Origin of the sequence: Stenotrophomonas sp. SRS1 (assembly GCF_026130205.1) — a bacterium.
GTDB classification, from domain to species: Bacteria; Pseudomonadota; Gammaproteobacteria; order Xanthomonadales; family Xanthomonadaceae; genus Stenotrophomonas; species Stenotrophomonas rhizophila_B.
In genome coordinates this window covers 643,955-665,438 of the sequence record NZ_JAINFD010000003.1, presented here as the reverse complement: position 1 = coordinate 665,438, position 21,484 = coordinate 643,955, and the positions used below count along the sequence as shown (strand labels likewise).

21 protein-coding genes, 1 other RNA gene and 1 riboswitch are annotated in these 21,484 nt (G+C 67.9%); of the genes, 12 read left to right on the top strand and 10 right to left on the bottom strand.

Features of this window, described 5'->3' with window-relative positions; genetic code table 11:
- Positions 1-9: 9 nt before the first annotated feature.
- Complete coding sequence (locus K4043_RS13890) at positions 10-1,551, bottom strand: ShlB/FhaC/HecB family hemolysin secretion/activation protein (RefSeq protein ID WP_265309647.1); 1,542 nt, start codon at positions 1,549-1,551, stop codon at positions 10-12.
- Positions 1,552-1,909: 358 nt separating this feature from the next.
- Positions 1,910-5,446 (bottom strand): autotransporter domain-containing protein, encoded by a 3,537-nt coding sequence (locus tag K4043_RS13885; protein WP_265309646.1) that lies wholly within the window; start codon positions 5,444-5,446, stop codon positions 1,910-1,912.
- A gap of 235 nt (positions 5,447-5,681) precedes the next feature.
- Here K4043_RS13885 and glyA point away from each other — a divergent pair, with 235 nt between their 5' ends.
- The 10 genes from glyA to thiL all read left to right on the top strand — a co-directional run bounded on the left by glyA (position 5,682) and on the right by thiL (position 13,775).
- Positions 5,682-6,935, top strand: a complete 1,254-nt coding sequence (gene glyA, locus K4043_RS13880) for a serine hydroxymethyltransferase (protein WP_265309645.1) — start codon at positions 5,682-5,684, stop codon at positions 6,933-6,935.
- A gap of 1 nt (position 6,936) precedes the next feature.
- The gene (locus tag K4043_RS13875) at positions 6,937-7,362 is read left to right on the top strand and encodes a hypothetical protein (protein ID WP_259261819.1); all 426 of its coding nucleotides are present in this window, start codon (positions 6,937-6,939) and stop codon (positions 7,360-7,362) included.
- Between the two features lie 34 nt (positions 7,363-7,396).
- Entirely contained in the window at positions 7,397-7,810 is a 414-nt protein-coding gene (locus tag K4043_RS13870; protein ID WP_265309644.1) for a hypothetical protein, read from the top strand.
- Positions 7,811-7,917: 107 nt separating this feature from the next.
- A complete protein-coding gene (gene nrdR / locus K4043_RS13865; protein ID WP_019182518.1) occupies positions 7,918-8,439 on the top strand; it encodes a transcriptional regulator NrdR in 522 nt (173 codons plus the stop codon).
- 70 nt (positions 8,440-8,509) lie between these two features.
- Positions 8,510-9,592, top strand: a complete 1,083-nt coding sequence (ribD, locus tag K4043_RS13860) for a bifunctional diaminohydroxyphosphoribosylaminopyrimidine deaminase/5-amino-6-(5-phosphoribosylamino)uracil reductase RibD (protein WP_265309643.1) — start codon at positions 8,510-8,512, stop codon at positions 9,590-9,592.
- Positions 9,593-9,779: 187 nt separating this feature from the next.
- Positions 9,780-9,924, top strand: a riboswitch (FMN riboswitch).
- 76 nt (positions 9,925-10,000) lie between these two features.
- Positions 10,001-10,603, top strand: coding sequence for a riboflavin synthase (locus K4043_RS13855; protein ID WP_265309642.1), 603 nt, complete (start codon positions 10,001-10,003; stop codon positions 10,601-10,603).
- On the top strand, positions 10,600-11,715 hold the full coding sequence (ribB, locus tag K4043_RS13850; RefSeq protein ID WP_265309641.1) for a 3,4-dihydroxy-2-butanone-4-phosphate synthase: 1,116 nt from the start codon (positions 10,600-10,602) through the stop codon (positions 11,713-11,715). Before K4043_RS13855 ends, ribB begins: the two co-directional genes overlap by 4 nt.
- A 133-nt stretch (positions 11,716-11,848) precedes the next feature.
- Positions 11,849-12,316 carry a 6,7-dimethyl-8-ribityllumazine synthase gene (gene ribH / locus K4043_RS13845; RefSeq protein WP_019182514.1) on the top strand — a complete coding sequence of 156 codons (468 nt, stop codon included), beginning with the start codon at positions 11,849-11,851 and terminating at the stop codon, positions 12,314-12,316.
- The gene (gene nusB / locus K4043_RS13840) at positions 12,313-12,792 is read left to right on the top strand and encodes a transcription antitermination factor NusB (protein ID WP_123728334.1); all 480 of its coding nucleotides are present in this window, start codon (positions 12,313-12,315) and stop codon (positions 12,790-12,792) included. The genes ribH and nusB overlap by 4 nt, the downstream gene beginning before the upstream one ends.
- An 8-nt stretch (positions 12,793-12,800) precedes the next feature.
- A complete protein-coding gene (gene thiL / locus K4043_RS13835; RefSeq protein ID WP_265309640.1) occupies positions 12,801-13,775 on the top strand; it encodes a thiamine-phosphate kinase in 975 nt (324 codons plus the stop codon).
- Positions 13,776-13,781: 6 nt separating this feature from the next.
- Here the strand turns inward: thiL and K4043_RS13830 are convergent, their stop codons facing one another.
- Genes K4043_RS13830 through K4043_RS13815 form a run of 4 tightly spaced genes read right to left on the bottom strand, consistent with a single transcriptional unit; the run spans position 13,782 to position 17,801 of the window.
- Positions 13,782-15,167: an FAD-linked oxidase C-terminal domain-containing protein gene (locus K4043_RS13830; protein ID WP_265309639.1), complete on the bottom strand. Its 1,386-nt coding sequence runs from the start codon at positions 15,165-15,167 to the stop codon at positions 13,782-13,784.
- Between the two features lie 2 nt (positions 15,168-15,169).
- Positions 15,170-15,706 carry a metal-dependent hydrolase gene (locus tag K4043_RS13825; RefSeq protein WP_265309638.1) on the bottom strand — a complete coding sequence of 179 codons (537 nt, stop codon included), beginning with the start codon at positions 15,704-15,706 and terminating at the stop codon, positions 15,170-15,172.
- Positions 15,706-16,131, bottom strand: a complete 426-nt coding sequence (locus K4043_RS13820; protein ID WP_265309637.1) for a YraN family protein — start codon at positions 16,129-16,131, stop codon at positions 15,706-15,708. Before K4043_RS13820 ends, K4043_RS13825 begins: the two co-directional genes overlap by 1 nt.
- Positions 16,080-17,801 (bottom strand): penicillin-binding protein activator, encoded by a 1,722-nt coding sequence (locus K4043_RS13815; protein WP_265309636.1) that lies wholly within the window; start codon positions 17,799-17,801, stop codon positions 16,080-16,082. Before K4043_RS13815 ends, K4043_RS13820 begins: the two co-directional genes overlap by 52 nt.
- A 79-nt stretch (positions 17,802-17,880) precedes the next feature.
- Here K4043_RS13815 and rsmI point away from each other — a divergent pair, with 79 nt between their 5' ends.
- Positions 17,881-18,702, top strand: a complete 822-nt coding sequence (rsmI, locus tag K4043_RS13810) for a 16S rRNA (cytidine(1402)-2'-O)-methyltransferase (protein ID WP_265309635.1) — start codon at positions 17,881-17,883, stop codon at positions 18,700-18,702.
- A 117-nt stretch (positions 18,703-18,819) separates the two neighbouring features.
- On the opposite strand, the gene rnpB is transcribed toward rsmI, so the two are convergent.
- From rnpB to K4043_RS13790, 4 genes are all read right to left on the bottom strand, one after another.
- Positions 18,820-19,170: RNase P RNA component class A (gene rnpB, locus K4043_RS13805), an RNA gene on the bottom strand.
- Positions 19,171-19,210: 40 nt separating this feature from the next.
- Positions 19,211-19,420 (bottom strand): DM13 domain-containing protein, encoded by a 210-nt coding sequence (locus tag K4043_RS13800; protein WP_265309634.1) that lies wholly within the window; start codon positions 19,418-19,420, stop codon positions 19,211-19,213.
- A 7-nt stretch (positions 19,421-19,427) separates the two neighbouring features.
- Positions 19,428-19,691, bottom strand: coding sequence for a hypothetical protein (locus tag K4043_RS13795; protein ID WP_265309633.1), 264 nt, complete (start codon positions 19,689-19,691; stop codon positions 19,428-19,430).
- A 235-nt stretch (positions 19,692-19,926) separates the two neighbouring features.
- Entirely contained in the window at positions 19,927-20,703 is a 777-nt protein-coding gene (locus tag K4043_RS13790; RefSeq protein WP_265309632.1) for an NRDE family protein, read from the bottom strand.
- A gap of 324 nt (positions 20,704-21,027) precedes the next feature.
- Between K4043_RS13790 and mraZ the strand changes: the two genes are divergently transcribed.
- Positions 21,028-21,474 carry a division/cell wall cluster transcriptional repressor MraZ gene (gene mraZ, locus K4043_RS13785; RefSeq protein WP_019182494.1) on the top strand — a complete coding sequence of 149 codons (447 nt, stop codon included), beginning with the start codon at positions 21,028-21,030 and terminating at the stop codon, positions 21,472-21,474.
- The last annotated feature ends 10 nt before the right edge of the window (positions 21,475-21,484 follow it).

The following is a 21,484-nucleotide window of genomic DNA, read 5'->3' as shown; positions in this document are numbered from 1 at the left end:
CTGTGTTCCTCAGAACGTCAGGCTGATGCCGGCCCAGACGCGCATATCGTCTTGGTCGGTAGGTTGGGTGCGGCCGGTCGGGGTGGAGGCGGTCAGGTTGAACTGCAGGCCCTGCAGCTGCGGCAGCCGCAACTGAAGGCCCAGGCCTGCGCCTTCGAGCGTGATGGGCTGCAGCCCGAGCCGGCGGTTCTGCGCCACGGGCGAGGTCCTGCCCCAGTCGTAGAACACCTGGAACGACACCACGTCTCCCCAGTTGCGGCCCTGGAACGGCGAGGGCAGGGTGGCGAAGCCGGGCGCATCGACCTGGTATTCGAACGTGGCCTGCACGCCGCGATCGCCCAGCGCGGCCGAGAGCGGGAAGGCACGCACGCTGTTCGGGCCGCCGACACTGAACTGCTCCATCGGTGTCAGTGCGTTGTCGGTGAACTGGCCAGTGCCACGCAGATAGAGACGCTGGTTGCCGGGCAGGGCCTGCAGGCGAGCCGCCGACAGTCGCGTCACCCAGTAGTAGCTGTCGTGGTTGGGATACAGCCAATCGAACGGCGCTGACTCGTCGCTGATCGACTTGCGCGTGCTCAGCTGCACCAGGTTGATGCCGCGCAGCCGGCGGTCGGTATGCCGCATCGACAGGCCGGCTTCAAGCACGTCGAACGCATGACTGGAGAGCTGCATGCCGAGGCCATCAAGACGGGATTCCTGGTGGATCCAGCGGCTGGAGACCTGCAGCAGCAGATCGGTGCGGTTGATGGATTTCCAGTCCAGCCCGACGTGGCCGACCGTGGTGGGGCCATGGATTTCCAGCGCCGAGAACGGGCCGTTGTTGAGCTCGATCTCGCTGCGGCTCACGCCCGCGGTCAGGCTGAGGCCATCGATGGCGGAGGAGGGAATACTCAGCGACAACGCCCCCTGCCAGCTGTCGGCCGGGTCCAGTCCGTAGGCGACACTGGCGCTCAGTACATCAGCCGCGCCCAGCGCGTTGAAGGCACTGATACCGAGTTCGGCGCGGTACTTGCCGGTGCTGTCGGTGCCATGGTTGTTCAGCCCGGCCGTGACTTCATACGGATGCGCGCTGTCCTGGGCGACCAGCACGATGTCCGTTTCACCAGCGTGCTCACCGGGCTGCAGGATCGAAGTGACCGACACCCCGGGCAGGTCACGCGCATACAGCAGGGCGCGGTCCAGTTCTGCCCGGCGCAACGGGCGGCCGATCAGCCCCAGGCTGCTGGCGGTGAGCTGGTCGTCGCGGTAGCGCTGGCTGCCCTGCACCAGCACCCGGCCCACCCGGCCTTCCAGGACTGTCAGCGTCAGGGTCTGGCTGTCCCCGATGTCCTGCGGCGGCACATAGGCCACCGAGACCAGAAACCCTGCCTCGCGATACGTCTGGGTGATACGCGCGCTGATCTGCTGGATCTGCTCGAAATCCAGTGCAGCGGGCAACGTTGGGCCGATCTCACGCAGTGTCCGGTTGGCGACGGCCTCCACGGCGGCGCGGCTGATGCCGCTGGCAGGGTGATCGCCCACCCCCTCCACCGTGACCCGTGCGATCAACACGGTCGTGGCGTTCGGTGTGCCGGGGGTACTGGCTGCGCCGGTTTCTGCTGACTGAGCCCAAGCCTGCGGCCCGAGGCAGGTGCTGAGGGCCAGAGCGAGAAGGCTGGTATATGGCCGCCGGCGCGTGCCTGGCAGGAGACAATCGGGGTGACGGCCGGAACGGGACATCGGAGCACTTCCTTGACGGTTCGGGGGCCTGGACGCGAATCGTCCACGGGGCCTGATCCTTCTTGACCGTCAAAAGCGTGGCAGTCCTATCATCGCGATCCACACCCGCCGACATGCGCACCGGATACTGCGCGCCCATGAAGAAGGGCGCGCCCGAAGGCGCGCCCTGTAGGTCAACCGTTGACCTGCATCAGAACTGGACGGACCAGTTCAGCTGCACCCCCACATCGCGCTGGCCGTCGCCGGCGCTGGTCTGCGCCTGCAGCGACAGGCGGCTTGCCGTCGTCGGGCTGACCGCCACGCCCAGCTCGGCAAGACCCATGCTGCGCGCCAGCGGCACGGACTGCATCGCAAAGGTCGTATCACCGTTCTCGAAGCGCGCACGCGTCGCTGCCCCCAGGTCACCATCGGCATACTGCCAGCCGACCCGTGCAGTGAGCGCCGCACGGTCACGCTGCCCGCCGCTGATGTCCCACACCGCGCGCAGTGCTGCCACGCCGGTGCTCAGTTCATCGCGGTTGGCCTGCACCTGCAGGGCACTGCTGCCGCCGGTTTCGGCGATCCGCTCACTGCGCAGACGCACGTGTGCCAGTTCGATCTCCGGGGTCAGCGTCAGGGTGCGGGCCGTGAAGTCCCAGCCCGCGCGCGCGAACACGCGGGTGGCGGTGGCATCCGACCGTGCCGCCAACGACTGCGACAAGGTGCTGCCGACGGTCACCGCGCGGGTGGTGTCGATGCGGTAGTCGGTGCGGCTGACGCCACCGCGCAACCCGAAGTGTTCGCCCTGGAACTGGCCGTACACGCCGTATTCGGTGGCGTCCGCGTCGGCCTTGGCCTGGCGGTCGTCCAGTCGATTGGTCAAGGTCTGCTCGCCCACCGCCACGCCCAGCAGCACGCGCTCGCTGATGCGCCAGTCGGCACCCGCCATCAGGCCCTGCTGCTGCACGCGCGAACGCGCGCCCACGCCATCGGCGTCCAGGCGCAGCGAGTTGCCGCTGCCGGCCACCCACACGCCGGTGTTGCCGGCGAGGACGCCACTCATCGCCGCGCCGTCCAGGCGCTGGTGGATGCCATCGCGCAGGAAGCGATCCTGCAGCAGCGCGGTGCGCGCGGCGGCGTGGATCTCACCGCCCAGACTGTCGAAGGCCGGCACTACCTGTGGCACTTCCAGGCGGACGACGGCGTCATACACCGCATTGCCCGCGCCCAGCGCTTCCACCGCGCCGGCCACGGCCTTCTGATTGGCATTGACGACCACGTCCGGGAAGGCCAGTTCGACCTCCGGCATGGAGACGTCATTGCGCGCCATGGTCAGATAGACGTTGTTGGCGTCATAGCTCAAGGTCGGATCGAGGAACGCGAAGTTGCTGCTCACCCCGGCGAACGTGCCCGCCACACCATCACCTGCCGTCAGCACGGTGTAGCGGGTGGAGACCGCCCAGTTGCCGGCTGCCGCAACGGCCACGGTACCCGCAGTACCCAGAGTGGCCTGTCCGGCCACCGAGACGAGGTCACTGCGGCCATCGGCGGCAACGTCCACCTGGTAGGTCGCGCTCGGGTCGAACACCAGGTCGCCGCTCATCGCCAAACGCCCGACGCTGCCAAGCTGGCGGCTGCCAGGCGACAGCACGCTGCCGCTGAGCAGGTGCGCGCTGCCCACGCTGCCGGTGCCGGCCAGCAGGGCATTGCTGGTCATCTGGATGTCGCCGCCCAGCGCACCGGTCACCTCCAGCATGCCGCCGTTGACGACGGTGGTGCCGGTGAAGGCGCTGCTGTCGCCGGTCAGGGTCAGGAAATGGCGCCCCTGGCGGAGGGTGCCGCCGCCGCTGAACTGGCCCGCGTACTGCAGCACGCGGGTGGTGTCGATGGCGAAGGTGCCGGCGTTCCCGATCTCGATGTCGCCGGTCGGCAGTGCATTGCCGGTGGCAAGCAGCGTGCCGCCTTCGATGCGCGTGTCGCCGGTGTAGGCGCTGCCGCCCAGGACCAGCGTGCCGCTGTCGTTCTTCACCAGCAGGCTGTTGCCGCTGGCATCACGCACGCCGCCGGCCAAGGTCACGCTGTTGCCAGGGGCTACCCAGACGCCGACCTCGCCGTTGAGCGCGATGATGTTGTCCAGCGTGATCGGGCTGCCCAGGCCCAGCGAGGTGCCGTCGGCCATGCGCAGCGTGCCGGTGCCCAACGCCTTGCTGGTGCCTACCGAGAGAGTGCCCTGGTCGACGTACAGGCCGCCGCTCCAGGTGCTGTCGGCACCGAGCATCAGCGTGCCGGCGCCGGTCTTGCGCAGGGCGCCGCTGCCGCTGAAGGCGCGGGAGGCCATCAGGTTGCTGGTCACCTCCACGGTGGAGTCCGCCGAGACCAGCACGGCACTGTCCAGGTTGAGCCAGGTGTTGGCACGCAGGGTGCCGCCCGCCAGTTCGAACAGGCCCTGGCCGGTGCCAGCGGTGATGGCGACCTGACTGCTGCCGCTGTCGCCCACCGCGAGGGTGGCGTTCTGGCCGACCGTGATCGTGCCGCGGCTGGTGCTGGTCATGGCCAGGTCGATCGAGCCGGTGACCAGGGCGTTGGCACCGTCGTCGACCAGGAAGCTGCCGGTACCGTTGGTGCCCACTTTGAGGATCGTGCTCTGCCACTGGCTGTTGGTGCCGGTGACCTCGACCGCGCCGTTGCCGCCGACACGGTTGCCCAGCCACGCTTCGCCGCCGCTCAAGCGTCCGCCGTCGAACACGGTGACCGTGGCCCTGCCCAGGTCGCCGAACACCATCTGCGCGACCCCTGCATCCAGGCGGGAGCCGGTGTCGCTGATTTCCAGCGTACCCACGCCGGTGGCGGCCGAGCCGACGTAAAGGCCGCTGCCCGCCGTGGCGGTGGCGCCGCCGGACAGACGGGCCGTGCCGGTGCCGCCGTCGCCAATGCGGAGGTCGCGGGTGGTGGTCCAGCTGGCACCGTCGCTCACGACCATCAGGCCCACGCTGCCCGCGTTGACGCCGACCCGGGAGAACTGTGCAGTCACCTTCGCCCCATCGGTCACGTTCACGGTGCCGTTGCCGCCCGCACCCAGCAGCAGGGTGGCGCCGGTCGTGAAGGAGGAGGTTGCGCCGGAAACGTTGACCACGCCCACTGCCCCGAGCCCGGAGGCGATGTAGGCGTCGCTGCCGATCGCCAGCGTGCCGCCGTTGTCGACGTCGACCAGGCCCTTGCCCCAATGCCCGACGCCAATGGTCCCCAGCGAGGTCCAGGTCGAACCGGCACCGCTGATGGTGGCGCGGCCGTCGGCCGTGCCGCGGGTGCCGAGGACTTCGCCGGTGCCCATGAAGATGGTGGCCGAGGTCAGCTGACCGCCGCCCTGGATCACCAGCGTGCCGATGCCGGTGTCACCCACGTGGATGTGATTGGTGGCTTCGCCCGTGGTGCCCACGATGGCGGTGCGGTTGCCGTCGATGTACGTCGCGCGGGCCTGCGGGTCGGCGGCACTGGGTTCGCCCAGCTGCCAGTTGCCGGGGGTTGCCCAGTCACTGTCGATCGTCCCGCGCCATTCATTCCAGCCAAGCTCTGCCGCGAACGCGACAGGCGCGATGCAGCCCAGTGCGATGGCGGTGGACAGCGCGGCCAGCTGCGGCGCGCGACGCGCGGCGGTGGACGAGGCCGCGCGGCCGCCGCGGGCGATTTCTGAAACAACCTGCACGCACTTCAGCGCGTGATTGAAGACCACGCGATACACATGATTCACAGCCAACCCCTGTTTGAATGAGACGATTCCCTGAATTGGGAATAACGGCCGCTGGTTGAACGCCTTTAGGGTCTGAAATCACAAAAAATGAACAATTCAAGGAACGCTGTCGCAGTTCAGCTTGTTGGTCGTCATTGAAGAATGGATCGACCCCGCCTTCGGCAGGGGCCAGCCGCCGATCTCGGCCTTACAATGAAGGGCTGCCGTTCCCTCATCCCCTGTCCTGGAGTAAGCGATGTTCCCGCGTGACGTCCGCATCGAAACCTACGATCCCGAACTGGCCAAGGCCATTGCCGCTGAAACCCAGCGCCAGGAAGACCATGTCGAGCTGATTGCCAGCGAGAACTACACCAGCCCGGCGGTGATGGAAGCCCAGGGCAGCCAGCTGACCAACAAGTACGCCGAGGGCTACCCGGGCAAGCGTTACTACGGTGGCTGCGAATACGTGGACATCGCCGAGCAGCTGGCCATCGACCGCCTCAAGCAGCTGTTCGACGCCGACTACGCCAACGTGCAGCCGCACAGCGGCTCGCAGGCCAACCAGGCCGTGTACTTCGCGCTGCTGCAGCCGGGCGACACCATCCTGGGCATGAGTCTGGCCCATGGCGGTCACCTGACCCACGGCGCCAAGGTCAATGCCTCGGGCAAGCTGTTCAACGCCATCCAGTACGGCGTGGACGAAGCCGGCCTGATCGACTATGACGAGGTCGAGCGTCTGGCGGTGGAGCACAAGCCGAAGATGGTCGTCGCCGGTTTCTCGGCCTACTCGCAGGTCATCGACTGGGCGCGTTTCCGCGCGATCGCCGACAAGGTCGGTGCCTACCTGTTCGTGGACATGGCCCATGTGGCCGGCCTGGTCGCCGCCGGCGTCTACCCGAGCCCGCTGCCGCACGCCCACGTGGTCACCTCCACCACCCACAAGACCCTGCGCGGCCCGCGCGGCGGCATCATCATCGCCAAGGGGGCCAGCGAAGAACTGCAGAAGAAGCTGCAGTCCATCGTGTTCCCGGGCATCCAGGGCGGTCCGCTGATGCACGTCATCGCCGGCAAGGCCGTGGCCTTCAAGGAAGCGCTGGAGCCGGGCTTCAAGGCCTACCAGCAGCAGGTGGTCAAGAACGCCCAGGCGATGGCCAACACGCTGATCGCGCGTGGCTACAAGATCGTCTCAGGCGGTACCCAGAACCACCTGATGCTGGTCGACATGATCGGCAAGGAGGTCTCGGGCAAGGACGCCGAAGCCGCGCTCGGCCTGGCCCACATCACCGTCAACAAGAACTCGGTGCCGAACGACCCGCGTTCGCCGTTCGTGACCTCGGGCCTGCGCCTGGGGACCCCGGCGGTGACCACGCGCGGTTACCTCGAACAGGACTGCGTGGACCTGGCCAACTGGATCGCCGATGTGCTCGACGCTCCGGCGGATGAGGCCGTGATCGCACGCGTCCGCGACGCGGTCAGCGCGCAGTGCCGCAAGTACCCGGTCTACGGCTGATATGGACGAGGGCCGGCAACGGCGTACCTACGCCGTGCTGGCCCTGATCTGCGGCATCGTAGGGATGGCCGGCGGCGGCACCTTCGCCGCCATCGGGGTCTGGGTCGCGTTCGTCGAACCGGCCTATCTCGATCGCGCCTCGCGCCTGTTGATCGGTGGCTGGGGCAGTGCGGGCCTGATCGGGGTACTCGGCTGGCTGTGGTTAAGCAGCCGCTATCTTCGAGCGGGACGCACCGGCCTGCGTGACAGCGGACCCTGGCCGTGGGCGGCCTTGGGTCTTGGAGCACTGGCCGCCGTGGCGGTCGTCGGCATGGCGTTCTGGCAGGCCGCCGCCAGTCCGACGGCGCTGGTCCTGCTGCTGGCGGGGCCGCCACTGCTGCTGCCGGCGGTCATGCTGGTGCGGTTGCGGCGAACCCAGGGCACCTGACCGGATGGAGGGCCATCGCACACAGCGGCGCGGAATGCTGCTGCACGCGGGTGTGTTTGGACTCCCGCATGCCCTGGCGGCGTTTGTCGTGGTGGGGCTCTGCCTGCGTGACGTGCTCCACCAGTACGGTGGGCCGGGCGACGCGCCGGGCTGGGCAGCGGCATGGTTCGGCACGGCAAGTCTCATCGTCCTGATCTGGCTCATCCTTGCCCGGCGCTGGTGGCAAGGCGGCGCGGGCGCACTTCGGGCGGCGTCACCGATATGGTGGGCTGGCCTGCTGGCCGCGCTCGTGGCAACCGGGATTGCCTGGGCGGGACTGGTGCGGTCGATCTTCCACATTCATTTGTCCGATGGGCCCGCGCCAGCGGCCGCCCTGCTCGTGATGGCGGGCCTCCCGCTGTTCTCCTGTGCGGCGCACCTGCTGTGGTTGCGCCGGAGGGCCGCCTAGACAGGGCTGGACTCTCCCCCGTCCATTTGCTGTAGCCGGTCCCTCTCAGGTACCGTTGCGACGCTGCCGTGACCACGGCATGACGTTTTCCCGATGTAAGGCGTTCCATGTACTGTCCGTTCTGCCAGCATGCCGACACCCGTGTGATCGACTCGCGCGTCTCCGAAGACGGCGCGACGATCCGGCGTCGCCGCGAGTGCGAGGCCTGCAACGAGCGCTTCAGCACCCTGGAAACCATCGAACTGAAACTGCCGGCGATCGTGAAAAGCGACGGCAGCCGCGAGGCCTTCGATGCCCGCAAGGTCCGCAGCGGCTTTGATCGCGCGCTGCAGAAGCGCCCGGTGCCCGAAGACAAGATCGAGTTGGCGGTGCGCGCGGTGATGCAGCAGGCGCGTATCTGCGGTGAGCGCGAAATTCCGTCGATCAAGGTCGGCGAGTTCGTGATGAACGAGCTGCGCAAGCTCGACCATGTCGGCTACGTCCGGTTTGCCTCGGTGTACCGCAGCTTCGAAGACGTTGCCGATTTCCGCGAGGAAATCGAGAAGCTGGAGCGCGAGCTGCCGTCCAGCACCGAGCAACTGCAGCTGCTCGGCGATGTGATCGCGCTGACCAAGAAAAAGAAAGGCTGAGCCTGCGCCGCATCGCGGCCACCACGGCTGAGCTACCATCGCGGCTGCCTGCCGCCAGATGCTCACCGCCATGACTGAATTCACTGCTCTCGACCATCAGCACATGGCGCATGCGCTGCGCCTGGCCGAGCGTGCCGCCTATACCGCGCGGCCCAATCCGATGGTGGGTTGCGTCATCGCACGCGACGAGGTGGTGGTCGGCGAGGGCTCGCACCAGCGTACCGGTGGTGCGCACGCGGAAGTCTTCGCGCTGCGCCAGGCCGGTGAACAGGCACGCGGTGCCACCGCCTACGTCACCCTGGAACCCTGCGCGCACCATGGCCGCACACCGCCGTGTGCATTGGCCCTGATCGACGCGGGCGTGAGCCGTGTGGTCGCGGCGATGCGCGATCCGTTCCCGAAGGTCGACGGCGGCGGTTTCGTGCTGCTGCGCGACGCCGGCATCGAGGTCGCCGAAGGGTTGATGGCTGCGCAGGCGCGCGAGCTCAACCACGGCTTCCTCTCGCGCATCGAGCGCGGCCGGCCATGGCTGCGGGTGAAGCTCGCGGCCAGTCTGGACGGGCGCACCGCGATGGCCGATGGCAGCTCCAAATGGATCACCGGTGCAGCCGCCCGCGAGGACGTGCAGCACTGGCGTGCACGGGCGGGTGCGATTCTCACCGGCGCGGCCACCGTGCTGGCTGACGATCCGATGTTGACCGTGCGGCTGGGCGAAACCGATGTGCTGCCGCCGTTGCGGGTGGTGCTCGATGCGCGGCTGCGCTCGCTGGAATGTGCGCGGGTGCGCGAGGGCGGGGCGCCGACCTTGTACGTGCATGACGCCGCGGTCAGCCCGCCGGATGCCGCCGATGCCGAGTTCGCCAGTGTGTCCAGCCATGACGGTCGGCTGGATCTGGGCGCAGTGCTGGCCCTGCTGGCCGAGCGCGGCATCAATGAAGTGCATACCGAAGCCGGCGCCACCTTGGCCGGTGCGTTGCTGGCCGGTGGCTGGGTCGACGAACTGCTGCTGTACCAGGCGCCCACGTTGCTCGGCGAGCATGGCCTGCCGCTGCTGTCCGGCCTGGGGATCCACGCGATGGACCAGCAGCGCCGGATGCGCGTGGTGGACAGGCGCCAGGTGGGTGAAGACCTCCGCCTGTTGCTGCGCCCATAAAAAACGGGTCCCTTGCGGGACCCGTTCGATCATGGCGCGGCGCGGACGCCGCAGCCCGATCAGTAAGCGGAGCCTCTGCCCAACGTTCACGGGCAGCGTGCTGAGCGGCTGAGCTTAACACTTATTTAACTTAAAGCCCCCAGTCAGGGTGCGCTGTTACACTAGCCGGGCCGGTTCGCCGGTACACAAACGTCTTCAGGGCGGGGTGCGATTCCCCACCGGCGGTAGGTGCGCAAGCACGAGCCCGCGAGCGCTTCCCGGTCACCGGGAGGGTCAGCAGATCCGGTCCGATGCCGGAGCCGACGGTATAGTCCGGATGAAAGAAGACGGTGCGGCCGGGCCTTGCGCTCGGCGTGCACCTATATGCCTTGCGGCGTTTTTCGCTCATCTTTCCGCGGAGAACGTTACTTGTTTACTGGAATCATCGAAGGCGTCGGCCGTCTGGCCGCACGCGACCCCCTTGGCGGCGATGTCCGCTTTACCTTTGACGTGGGCACCCTGCCGTTCGAGAACGTGCAGTTGGGCGAGAGCATCGCCATCAACGGGGTCTGCCTCACCGTCATCGCTTATGACGCGACGAGCTTCCAGGCCGACGCCTCCACCGAGACGCTGGGCCTGACCACGCTTGGTCAACTGACCGACGGCGCCGTCATCAATCTTGAACGCGCGATGCGCCCGACCGATCGTCTGGGTGGCCATCTGGTCAGCGGCCATGTCGATGGCCTCGGCCAGGTGCTGTCGGTACACGACGACGCCCGTGCCCAGCGCTGGCGTTTCGCCGCGCCGACGGCGCTGCTGCGCTACATCGCCAAGAAAGGCTCGATCTGCGTGGACGGGGTCAGCCTGACCGTCAACGACGTGGACGAGCAGGGCTTCGAGGTCGCCCTCATCCCGCACACCGTCGCCAACACCGCCTTCGCCGCTACTGCCGCGGGCAGTGCCGTCAATCTTGAAATCGATCTGGTCGCCCGTTACGTCGAACGTTTGTTGGGTGCAGGAGCACGCGCATGAATTTCGCCCCCATTCCCGAGATTCTCGAGGACATCCGCCTCGGCCGCATGGTCGTCATCGTCGATGACGAAGACCGTGAGAACGAAGGCGACCTGATCATGGCCGCCGAGCTGGTCAAGCCCTCGGACATCAACTTCATGGTCACCCACGGCCGCGGCCTGGTGTGCCTGCCGCTGACCCGCGAGCGTGCGGCCGACCTCGGCCTGGCACCGATGGTGCAGGCCAATACCGCGCAGTTCCAGACCAACTTCACGGTCAGCATCGAGGCCGCCGAAGGCGTCACCACCGGTATCTCCGCCTATGACCGTGCGCATACCATCCGCACCGCGGTGAAGCCGGACGCCAAGCCGGCCGACCTGCACCAGCCGGGCCACATCTTCCCGCTGATCGCCCAGCCGGGCGGCGTGCTGACCCGCGCCGGGCATACCGAGGCCGGTGTCGATCTGGCCATGCTGGCGGGCCTGGAGCCGGCCGGCGTGCTGGTGGAGATCCTCAATCCGGACGGCAGCATGGCGCGCCGTCCGGAGCTGGAAGTGTTCGCCCGCGAGCACGGCCTGAAGATGGGCTCGATCGCCGACCTGATCGCCTACCGCCTGGCCACTGAAAAGACGGTCGAGCGTGTGGACGAGCGTGAGATCGAGACCGAGTTCGGCCCCTTCACGCTGGTCACCTACCGTGATCGGATCGCCCACGACCTGCACTTCGCGCTGGTCCGCGGCACCCCGGACGCCGAGCCGACCCTGGTTCGCGTGCAGGTGGAAAACCCGCTGGCCGATCTACTGCACTGGCGCCGCGATGATTTCGGCGTGGCCTCCACCGATGCCCTGCGCGAGATCGCCGCCGCCGAGCGCGGCGTGATGGTGGTGCTGTCCGCGCCGCGCGACACCAACAGCCTGCTGGCCCGCCTGCGCCAGCAGCCGGCCCCGGTCGTGCCGGGCAAGGACAAGGACGTGGGCCAGTGGCGCCGCAACGGGGCCGGGGCGCAGATTCTGTCGGACCTTGGCCTGGGCAAGCTGCGCGTACTGGGCACCCCCCGCCGCCAGATCGGCCTGGCCGGGTATGGCCTGGAAGTGGTCGAGACGGTGGAGAACACGTCATCGCACGCGCGCTGACGTCGCGCAGCTTCGCGGTAGCCCCCTGACCCAGGGGGCTTTTGCACCCGACCCGTCCCCCAACGCGCGGCGACCCGGCTACACGCGGCCATGCGCTAGAATATTCACCTATTAAATGGACCCCACGCCGAACATGAGCCATTACGAAGGCGACCTCCGTACTCCGGAAAAGGCCCGTTTCGCCATCCTTGCCAGCCGCTGGAATGCCCGCATCACCGACGTGCTGGTGGCCGGTGCGCGGCAGAGCCTGGCCGGCAACGGGATCGACGAGTCCGCCATCGACGTGATCCGCGTGCCCGGCGCATGGGAACTGCCGCTGGTCGCCGCGCGTCTGGCGGCCGCCCATCAGCACGCCGCGATCATCACCCTGGGCTGCGTGATCCGCGGCGATACCCGGCATTACGAACATGTGGCCGACCGCTGCGCCGAAGGCCTGATGCGCGTGCAGCTGGACTTCGGCGTGCCGGTGCTCAATGGCGTGCTGGCGGTGGAACGTGTCGAGGATGCCGAAGCCCGCGCGGGTGGCAGCCACGGCAACAAGGGTGAGGAAGCCGCACTGACGGCGTTGGAAATGGTCAATCTTCTGGAGCAGCTGCCATGAACAAGTCAAACCAGGGCAAGCCCTCCGGTAAGCCCGTCCGCCGTGATGGCGTCGACCCCGTGCTGCGTTCGCGCGCGCGTCGTCGTGCCCTGCAGGCGATCTATGCGTGGCAGATCTCCGGTGGCAACGCGCAGAGCGTGATCGCCCAGTTCGCCCACGAACAGGCCCGCGAAATCGCCGATCTGGCCTACTTCGAAGCGCTGGTGCATGGCGTGCTCGACAACCGCAAGGATCTGGATGCGGCGCTGGACCCGTACCTGGATCGTGGTATCGAGGAAGTGGACGCGATCGAACGCGCCGCGCTGCGCGTGGCCGCCTATGAAATGCGCTTCCGCCTGGACGTGCCGTACCGCGTCGTGATCAACGAAGCGATCGAATCGGCCAAGCGCTTTGGCTCCGAGCATGGCCACACCTACGTCAATGGTGTGCTTGACCGGGCCGCCGTGGAATGGCGCAAGGTCGAATCGGGTCACTGATCCGTCCCGTGTCCCTTGCCGAATTCGCTCTGATCGACCGCATCCGTGCGCGCACCACCGCGCGCGCCGACGTCGTGCTCGGCATCGGCGATGACGCCGCGTTGTTGCAGCCGCGTGCAGGCGAACAGCTGGTGATCACCGCCGATACGCTCAACAGCGGCGTGCATTTCCCGGCCGAAACCCCAGCCTACGACATCGGCTGGAAAACCCTCGCGGTCAACCTCTCCGATCTCGCCGCGATGGGTGCCCGTCCGGCGTGGTGCACGTTGGCGCTGTCGCTGCCCACGGCCGACCCGGACTGGATCGAAGCCTTCGCCGATGGCTTCTTCGCCCTGGCCGACGAACACGACATCGTGCTGGTTGGCGGCGACACTACACGCGGTCCGCTGTCGCTGTCGGTCACCGCGATGGGGCAGGTGGCGCCTGGCCAGGCCCTGCGTCGCGATCGTGCGCAGGTCGGGGATGACATCTGGGTCAGTGGCACCCTGGGCGATGCCGCCGGTGCACTGCGCCTGTGGCAACAGAACCGGTTGAAGGTGGCGGTCGCCACGCTGCTCAGCGATGACGAAACGTTGCGCGAGCGCCTGCTGCGTCCGATCCCGCGCGTAACGCTTGGCCTGCGCCTGCGTGCCTACGCACATGCGGCCGTGGATATCTCCGATGGCCTGCTTTCTGATCTGGGTCACATCGCGGCCTGCAGCGGCGTGCGCGCGGAAGTGGAGGCCGATGCGTTGCCGATCTCGTCGGCCCTGCGCGAGCAGCTCGGGCGCGAGGGTGCCCGCGACTGCGCGCTGCGTGGCGGCGATGACTACGAGCTGTGCTTCACCGTCGCGCCGTCGCAGCGTGATGCGATCCATGCCTTGTCGGCGTCCTTGGGCTTGCCGCTGACCCGGATTGGCCGGATCGTGGAAGGACAGGGCGTGCACTGCGCTGATGCCGACGCCACCGACGGCGGCTACCAGCACTTCTCCGAACGTCGCTGACGCCCATCACCCCGGCGGCAGCACCTTGCCCGGGTTGAGAATTCCCTCCGGATCCAGCGCACCCTTGATCGCGCGCATCGCCGCCAGCGTGGCCGGCGTGAATGCCTGCGCCATGAAATCGCGCTTGGCCAGGCCGATCCCGTGTTCGCCGGAGAGCGTGCCGCCCAGTGCCAGGGTCAGCGCGAACACGCGCGGCAGCGCCGCATGCGCGCGTGCGTTCTCGCCGGCATCGTCCGGGTGGTAGAGGATGTTGACGTGCAGGTTGCCGTTGCCGGCATGGCCGAAAGTAACGATCGGCAGATCGAACTCCGCCGATAGTGCCTGCACCCCGGCGACCAGCGCGGGAATGCGCGAGACCGGCACCACCACGTCTTCGTTGATCTTGCCCGGTGCGATGCTGCGCAGCGCCGGTGACAGCGCCTTGCGCGCGGCCCACAGGGTTTCGCGCGCGCTGCCTTCCATCGCCACATCCAGTGCGATCAGACCGTCGCCTTCGGCGGCCGCCGCCAGGGCCTGCAGCAGGTAGGGCAGGGTATCGTGGTCGCCGTCAGCCTCCACCAGCAGCATCGCGCCGGCCTCGGGTACGTCAGCACCATTGCGACGCAGCAGCGCCAGGCTGCGCGCATCCATGAATTCCAGGCGCGTGGGCACCACCGGTTGCGCCATCAGTCGCGACACCGCCTGCGCGGCGGCGTCCGCATCGCGATACAGCACGCGCAACCCGGCCTGTGTCACCGGCAGCGGGGTCAGCTTCAAGGTCGCTTCCACGATCAGCGCCAGCGTGCCTTCGCTGCCGACCAGCAGATGGGTCAGGTCGTAGCCGGTGGCGTCCTTGGTGTACGGCCCGCCGCAGGTGATCAGTTCACCGGCACCGGTCACCGCCACCAGGCCAAGCACGTTGTCGCGGCTGGTGCCGTACTTCACCGCGCGCGGGCCACCGGCATTGCAGGCGAGGTTGCCGCCGATGCTGCAGATCTCCGCGCTGGAAGGGTCTGGTGGCCAGAACAGACCATGAGGCATCAGCGCCTGCTGCAGGTCGCCGTTGAGAACGCCGGGTTCGACCACCGCGCAGCGGTCGCCGGGCTGGATGGCGAGGATGCGGTTCATCCGCGCGAACGAGAGCACGATGCTGCCTTCGATCGGCACTGCCGCACCCGTGGTGCCGGTGCCTGCGCCACGCGCGACCAACGCGATGCGGTGTTCGCGGCAGGCGCGGACCAGGGCGACCACCTGCTCGCGATCGCGCGGGAAGGCGACACCGGCCGGCAGCGTGTGCCGCCACGAGTTGTCCTGCGCATGTGCCTCGAGCGCGCGGTCATCGGTGCGCCAGCCGTCCTCACCGAGCAGGGCATGCAGGGTGGCAACGAACGCCGTGGGCAGGGCAGGGGTCATCATCAGGTCCGGGAATCAACAGGGGCACGTTGGATCGCTCGCCAGCCGATCACAGCCAGCGCCAGTGGCAGCCACACCCAACGCAGTTCGGAAAGGACGGTCGCCATACCGCGCGCGCTGAAGAACTGCGGCGCGAAGGGCGAGACGCGGATCGGGCGCCACGGGGCGAAGAAGCGTTCGCCACTCCACGGCCACCACAGCGCGACGCCAAGCCCGCCGGAGGTCAGTGCATCCAGCAGCGGGTGCGACAGCGCGCACAGGCCGACGAACGCAGCCGCCTGCACCGCCGTGGCGCGCAGGCGCCGGTGCAGCAGCGCGGCGAGCACGGCCATCAGCGCGGCGAACACCATCGAATGGCTGGCGCCCCGATGGCCGAAGCTGTCGGCGTAGGGAATGTGCAACGCGAACGCGAGCACGTCCGCATCCGGCAGCATGGCCGCGACCACACCGGCGGCCAGCAATGGCGTGGAGATGCGGCCGCGATCCGCGGCGCACCACAACGCCAGCGGAATGGCCGCGTGGGTGAAGATGGAGGGCATCAGCAGTCTTCGAGCCGGAACGCGTCGCGCAGCCAGTTCAGCTGCGGGGGCTCGCCGGCGGCTTCGACGACATCGAAGCGGCACGGCTGCTCGGCCAGCCAGGGATGCGACTGCAGGAACAGCTGCGCGGCGATCACCAGCTTGCGTCGCTTGCGCCGGTCCACCGAGGCCGCGCCGCCGCCGAAGCGGGCGTCCGCGCGGTAGCGGACTTCCACGAACACGACGACATCGCCGTCGCGCATGATCAGGTCGATCTCACCGCGGCGATAACGCGCATTGGTGGTGACCGGGCGCAGCCCGGCTTCACGGAGATGGTGCTGCGCGGCGGATTCCACCGCCGCACCGCGTACCGCGCGCCCGGTGGGCACGTGGCTCAGTTGCTGCTGGCGATCGGCATCGGCCGCCCGCCGCTGAAGGTCGACCATGCCGGCACCCGCAGTACGTTGCCGTTGCTGTCCAGGAACAGGGTGCCGGTGGCGCCGGCCAGGCCGCCTTCGGTCGCGACCTTGTCCAGGTAGGCGCTGATCTTCCACGCATCGAAACCGAACGCGAACAGGCGACCGGAGGCGCCACGCGCCGAGGGCAGGATCTGCCCGGCGGTGGAGGCGGCCGGCAGGCCGGGCACGCCGCGTACGTTCCAGGCTTCGTTCGGATAGACGATGCCGTCCAGCGCCATGTCTTCTTCCGGCTTGCCGGCACCGACGGTCAGCTGCGAGGTGCCGACGCGGCTGGCGCCACCGGCACCGGCCAGCGCCAGCTGCGGGGTCAGTGCACGCGCCTGCGGCGCCTTCACTGCCAGCAGCACACCGTCGATGGCGCCGGCCGCACGCACCTGCGCGCCGATGTCGCCGACCGTGTCACTCACCCCGATCGTCGCCACCACCTGGCCACCGCGCTGCGCAAAGCGCTCGCGGAAGGCGGCGGCAGCGCGGCGACCGTTGTCGTCGTTGCTGTGGATCACCAGCACCTTGCTGCGCTCGCGGCCGCGCAGGTACTCGGCGGCGATGATGCCGTCGTCTTCCGGAGCCAGCGAGAAACCGGCGCTGCCGGCCGGCGGGGTGTCCTTGCCGCGGTTCAGGGCCAGCACCGGCACCGGAAGTTCGCGGCGGCCAAACACGGCGTCTACTTCATCGCGGCCGAGCGGACCGACGATGAAATCGGCACCGGCGGTCACCGCCTTGTCGTAGGCGGCCACGGCACCGGCCGCGGTGCCGGCGGTATCGATGAACTGGATGTCCGGCCGGCGGCGGGTTTCACCGTAGTAACCGCTGAGCAGGCCATCGCGGACCGGCTGCGCGGCGGTGGCCAGACGGCCACTGAGCGGCAGCAGCACGGCCATTTTCACGGGCGGGCGGTAGCCATCGCTCATCGCCGGCGGGCGCTTGCTGGTATCGAACTGCGAGGCGCCTTCGCGATCGAACGGACGCGGCAGCGGCAGGCCGCGGGCGATCAGCGCACGGCCGGCGAAGTTGTACAGCGGCTCGTTGGCCGGGAGTGCCGCCGCGCGGGCGCGCAGGGTGGCATCGTCCAGCGTGCCGAGCAGGCCGGCGATGGCCTGCTGGTTGTCGCTGCGCGCCTTGCCGGTCAGCGCGGCGTGCGCACGGGCGCGTTCGAGCGCGGCACCGAGGTTGTCGCCGGTGGCCTGCAATGCGTTGGCGCGGGCCAGGTGCCAGCGGGTGCGCAGCGAGGGGGTGACCGCGTCACCCGAGTCTTTCAGCGCAGCCAGCGCCTGCGCCGGCTGCTTGTCGGCCAGCGCGAGTTCGGCCGTGGTCAGCTGGTAGCGCTGGAGGCTGGCGCCGCTGAGCTGGCGCGCGGTGACCTGGGCCAGCAGCGTGCGGGCGCGGGTGGCATCGCCGGCTTCATGCCAGGCAAAGGCGGCATCGGCCAGCGCTGCGCTGCGGGCACCGCCGCGCAGAGTGTTGGCCAGTGCTTCCAGCTGGAGGGCCGCATCGCGCGGCTTGCCCTGCTCGATCAGCGCCAGGGCCTGGCTCTGGGCCGGCGAATCCGGCGCACTGGTGAAACTGGTCGTGGCGCAGCCGGCAAGCAGCATCAGCGACAACGAAAGGGCGGAGATCCGTACGACGGGCTTGTTCATGATCAGGTCCATTCGATGGGGGCAGCGGCCGTGGCCGGGGAACGGTACGATTCTACCCTTGACCACGGAAGAGCCGCTGATGAGTGCTGTCCCCACGCTGTATGTCGTTGCCACCCCGATCGGCAACCTCGCCGATCTGACCCCGCGCGCGCAGGACGTGCTGCGTTCGGTGGCCGCGATCTGCGCCGAGGACACCCGCCGCAGCGGCCAGCTGCTGGCCCACTTCGGCATCCAGCAGCCGCTGGTGGCGCTGCATGACCACAATGAAGAAGCGTTGTCGCAGCGGATCGTGGCGCGCCTGCTGGCTGGCGAATCGCTGGCGCTGGTCAGTGATGCCGGTACCCCGCTGGTCAGCGATCCGGGCTACCGCCTGGTCCGCGCCGCGCGCGAAGCCGGGATCAAGGTCAGCCCGATTCCCGGCGCCTGTGCCGCGATCGCCGCGCTCAGCGTGGCCGGCCTGCCCAGCGATCGCTTCACCTTCGAAGGCTTCCTGCCGGCCAAGGTCTCCGGCCGCCGCGAGCGCCTCCATGCGCTCGCCGGTGAAACCCGCACGCTGGTGTTCTACGAATCCTCGCACCGGATCACCGAATCGCTGGCGGACATGGTCGCCGCGTTCGGGCCCGAGCGGCCCGCGGTGCTGGCGCGTGAGTTGACCAAGCTGTTTGAGACCGTGCTGGATGGTGATCTGGCCTCGCTGCTGCAGCAGGTCGAGGCGGACGACAACCAGCGCAAGGGCGAGTTCGTGGTGATGGTGCAGGGCGCTGCCGATGATGAGGAGGCTCAGCTGGTACAGGGCCGTCGCCTCTACGCCAAACTCAGTGAGCACCTGCCGCCCTCGACCGCGGCCAAGCTGGCGGCCGAAATCACCGGCGCCCCGCGCAAGGCGTTGTACGGCGGGTAACCGATTCGCGGTGTCCGGCTTTCAGGTGTAGAGCCACCCCATGGGTGGCTGCACGCAGTGCCAGAACGTAAGGCAGCCACCCATGGGGTGGCTCTACCTTCGTCATGACGAAAAAAGCGGCGGAGCCGGCCGATAAGCCGGGTTTTGTCGTGGACAGTCATTCCTCTAGGCGCTGCGTCACCGCAGCGCTCAAGCAACCTACCCGGACCCGACGCGGGCCACGCCATTAGGTCCCTATTTGGTCTTGCTCCAGGTGGGGTTTGCCGTGCCGGTCTGTTGCCAGACTCGCGGTGCGCTCTTACCGCACCATTTCACCCTTACCGGCTTCCCGAAGGAAACGTAGGCGGTATCTTTCTGTTGCACTTTCCGTCGGCTCGCGCCGCCCAGGCGTTACCTGGCACCTTGCCCTGTGGAGCCCGGACTTTCCTCGGCATCCGCAAGGGATGACGCGACTGCCTGGCCGACTCCGCCGCACGTATTGTCCCACATTCACTCGCGGGGCGGGCGATCAACCCGGGGTGCGGTACTGCCCTGCCGAGATGAACTGCGCGAAGCGTTCGCACCACACCACGACGGTGGTGAATTCCTCCACGTCCACGCCCGTCGGCACATCGACCACGAAGCGGTTGAAGGTCTTCACCTCGCCGATGCGCACGGCATCGGCCTTGATCCGTTCGAACCCGGCCTTGGTGTCGACGAACTCACGGGTCAGGTACACCTTGTAATCAGGACCGGGGGGCGATCTTGCCGGTGAACGCGACCGCGGTGCTGCTTATGCTCAGCGTCCCGTCGGCCCAGTGCAGCGCATCGCTGCCCTTCTGGTCACGGTGCAAGGTGGCGTGGTATCGCGCTTGCTCCATCGCGGCCTGCACCTTCTGCACAGGCGGATCGTCAGGCGCGGTCAGGATGGGCAGGAAGTACACCCCCAGCCCGAATCCCACGCCAAGCGTGAGCAGATGGGTAGTCAATAGAAGGATGAGGCGTCGCATGCAGGGCTCCGGTCCAGGAAGAACGCGGCGAAGGTGCCGCCGGGCCATCCTCTCTGCGGGGTGCAGGGGGTCAAGCGCTGCACCATGTCGCATAGGGACGGCGCCGCAATTCGCCCCGCCCGAGCACGCCGTATTGCCCGAAAGCCCTTGTGGCACAACACGTTAGACTTCAGTGAACACCTTTACTTGCGGCTGAACTACCCCGCCGCGCCTGCGTGGGAGCGAGCTGGTTGCGTCATGTTGCCGCCGACGGCGGTGCAACCGGCAGTCGGGTCTCACCGGTGCAGTGGCCCTCCGCATCGAACCGCCGCTCGGTGATGAAGCCGTGGCCGGTGGCGTCCAGCGCGATGATCGTGCTGGCGCGGGTCCCGTACTCGGGGCTGCGGATGAAGGCGGATGACAGCCAGCGCTCGCGCGCCAAGCCGATGCCGGTCTCCGGCAGCGCGCTGTCGTCGGCGCGGGTCTCGTCGCGCAGGGCGTCCCATAGCGGAGCCAGGTCGTCATTGCCGAGGTCCACCCATGTGCGCAGGGCGGCGTTCAATGCCACGGTTTTCGGCCAGGGCGCGTCCAGTGGGCCGTTGGACATGCCATGGATGCCCGGCGCCAGTGACTGGCGGTGCAGGGGGTGGTTGCCCAGGAACTGGCAGCTATCGCGATCGGCCAGCAATAGATTGAAGGGGGCGAATTCGACTGCCCGCCGCGCGAGCTCGTCCGCGAACAGTGCAGCCGGCGCGGCATCACGCAGATAGTCGGCCACCAGCGCGCCGCGGGAGGGGCCGGTCTGCCGAGCTTGCGGGTCGCGCACATTGGTCACCACTGCCATCCGCCCGTCCGGGCCGATCCCGGCCCAGGTTCCGCCCGAGCGCAGGTCGCGGCCCGCACACACTCCGTCATCCGGTGCCGGCCATCGGCCCAGGGTGTCGGTCGGCCGCGCGTGGAACTCATCGCGGTTACCGGCCATCACCAACTGCCAGCGGGGGTGGGTTTTCCAGGCAAGGGCAAGCAGACACATGCCTCACATCGTGCCGGTTCTGCGCAGGGAGGAGGGGACGCCGGCCGGGTCAGGACTGAATACGGGGCGATGTTTCACGCGGCCTCCACAGGCCTGAACTTCGGCGAAATCTCAAAAAATGAGACGAAACAGCAACTTGTGGATAAGCCTTGAACAAGTCTCTAAAGATTGCTGCAAGCCCTTGATGTTCAAAGTGATTTCCCCTTCGCAAAGTTGTTGACAACCCAATCGGCACTGCTAAGGTGGGCATCAGAGGGGAAACCGGGTTTTTTGTGGTTTTTCGTGGTTCAATGTTTCACCAGGCGAAGGAAAGGTGAAAACGTCGTGTTTCAAGGCGAGACGGCCATCACTGTTGACGACAAAGGGCGCATGGCGGTTCCGACCGCGCATCGCGACCTTGTCGCGCGTGTGAGCAACAACCGTCTGGTCCTGACCTACAACCCGTTCGAGTCCGGCTGTCTGTGGCTGTACGCCGAGCAGGAATGGGAACGCGTCCGTGATGACGTCATGTCCAAGCCCAACACACAGCGCGTCGTGCGCCTCCTGCAACAGAAGCTGGTCGGTTCGGCCGCGCATCTGGAGCTGGACGGCAACGGCCGCATCAGTATTCCCGCCAGCCACCGTGGTGCCGTTGGCATTGAAAAGAAGGCGGTGCTGCTCGGTATGGGCGACAAATTCGAATTGTGGAGCGAGCAGGCTCATCGCGCGTTGATCCAGCAGACGTTGTCTGACGAGGATCTCGGCGATGGGTTGCTCGACCTGAAGTTGTGAGCCGGGGTGC

Coding starts and splice junctions, on each gene's coding strand:
- K4043_RS13825 (WP_265309638.1), bottom strand. CDS start 15,706: ATGCCCTCCATCTTCACCCACGCGGCCATTCCGCTGGCGTTGTGGTGC.
- ribD (WP_265309643.1), top strand. CDS start 8,510: ATGACTGAATTCACTGCTCTCGACCATCAGCACATGGCGCATGCGCTG.
- nrdR (WP_019182518.1), top strand. CDS start 7,918: ATGTACTGTCCGTTCTGCCAGCATGCCGACACCCGTGTGATCGACTCG.
- rsmI (WP_265309635.1), top strand. CDS start 17,881: ATGAGTGCTGTCCCCACGCTGTATGTCGTTGCCACCCCGATCGGCAAC.
- K4043_RS13820 (WP_265309637.1), bottom strand. CDS start 16,131: ATGGTCGACCTTCAGCGGCGGGCGGCCGATGCCGATCGCCAGCAGCAA.
- ribH (WP_019182514.1), top strand. CDS start 11,849: ATGAGCCATTACGAAGGCGACCTCCGTACTCCGGAAAAGGCCCGTTTC.
- K4043_RS13815 (WP_265309636.1), bottom strand. CDS start 17,801: ATGAACAAGCCCGTCGTACGGATCTCCGCCCTTTCGTTGTCGCTGATG.
- ribB (WP_265309641.1), top strand. CDS start 10,600: ATGAATTTCGCCCCCATTCCCGAGATTCTCGAGGACATCCGCCTCGGC.
- K4043_RS13790 (WP_265309632.1), bottom strand. CDS start 20,703: ATGTGTCTGCTTGCCCTTGCCTGGAAAACCCACCCCCGCTGGCAGTTG.
- K4043_RS13875 (WP_259261819.1), top strand. CDS start 6,937: ATGGACGAGGGCCGGCAACGGCGTACCTACGCCGTGCTGGCCCTGATC.
- glyA (WP_265309645.1), top strand. CDS start 5,682: ATGTTCCCGCGTGACGTCCGCATCGAAACCTACGATCCCGAACTGGCC.
- K4043_RS13870 (WP_265309644.1), top strand. CDS start 7,397: ATGCTGCTGCACGCGGGTGTGTTTGGACTCCCGCATGCCCTGGCGGCG.
- K4043_RS13795 (WP_265309633.1), bottom strand. CDS start 19,691: ATGCGACGCCTCATCCTTCTATTGACTACCCATCTGCTCACGCTTGGC.
- nusB (WP_123728334.1), top strand. CDS start 12,313: ATGAACAAGTCAAACCAGGGCAAGCCCTCCGGTAAGCCCGTCCGCCGT.
- K4043_RS13830 (WP_265309639.1), bottom strand. CDS start 15,167: ATGACCCCTGCCCTGCCCACGGCGTTCGTTGCCACCCTGCATGCCCTG.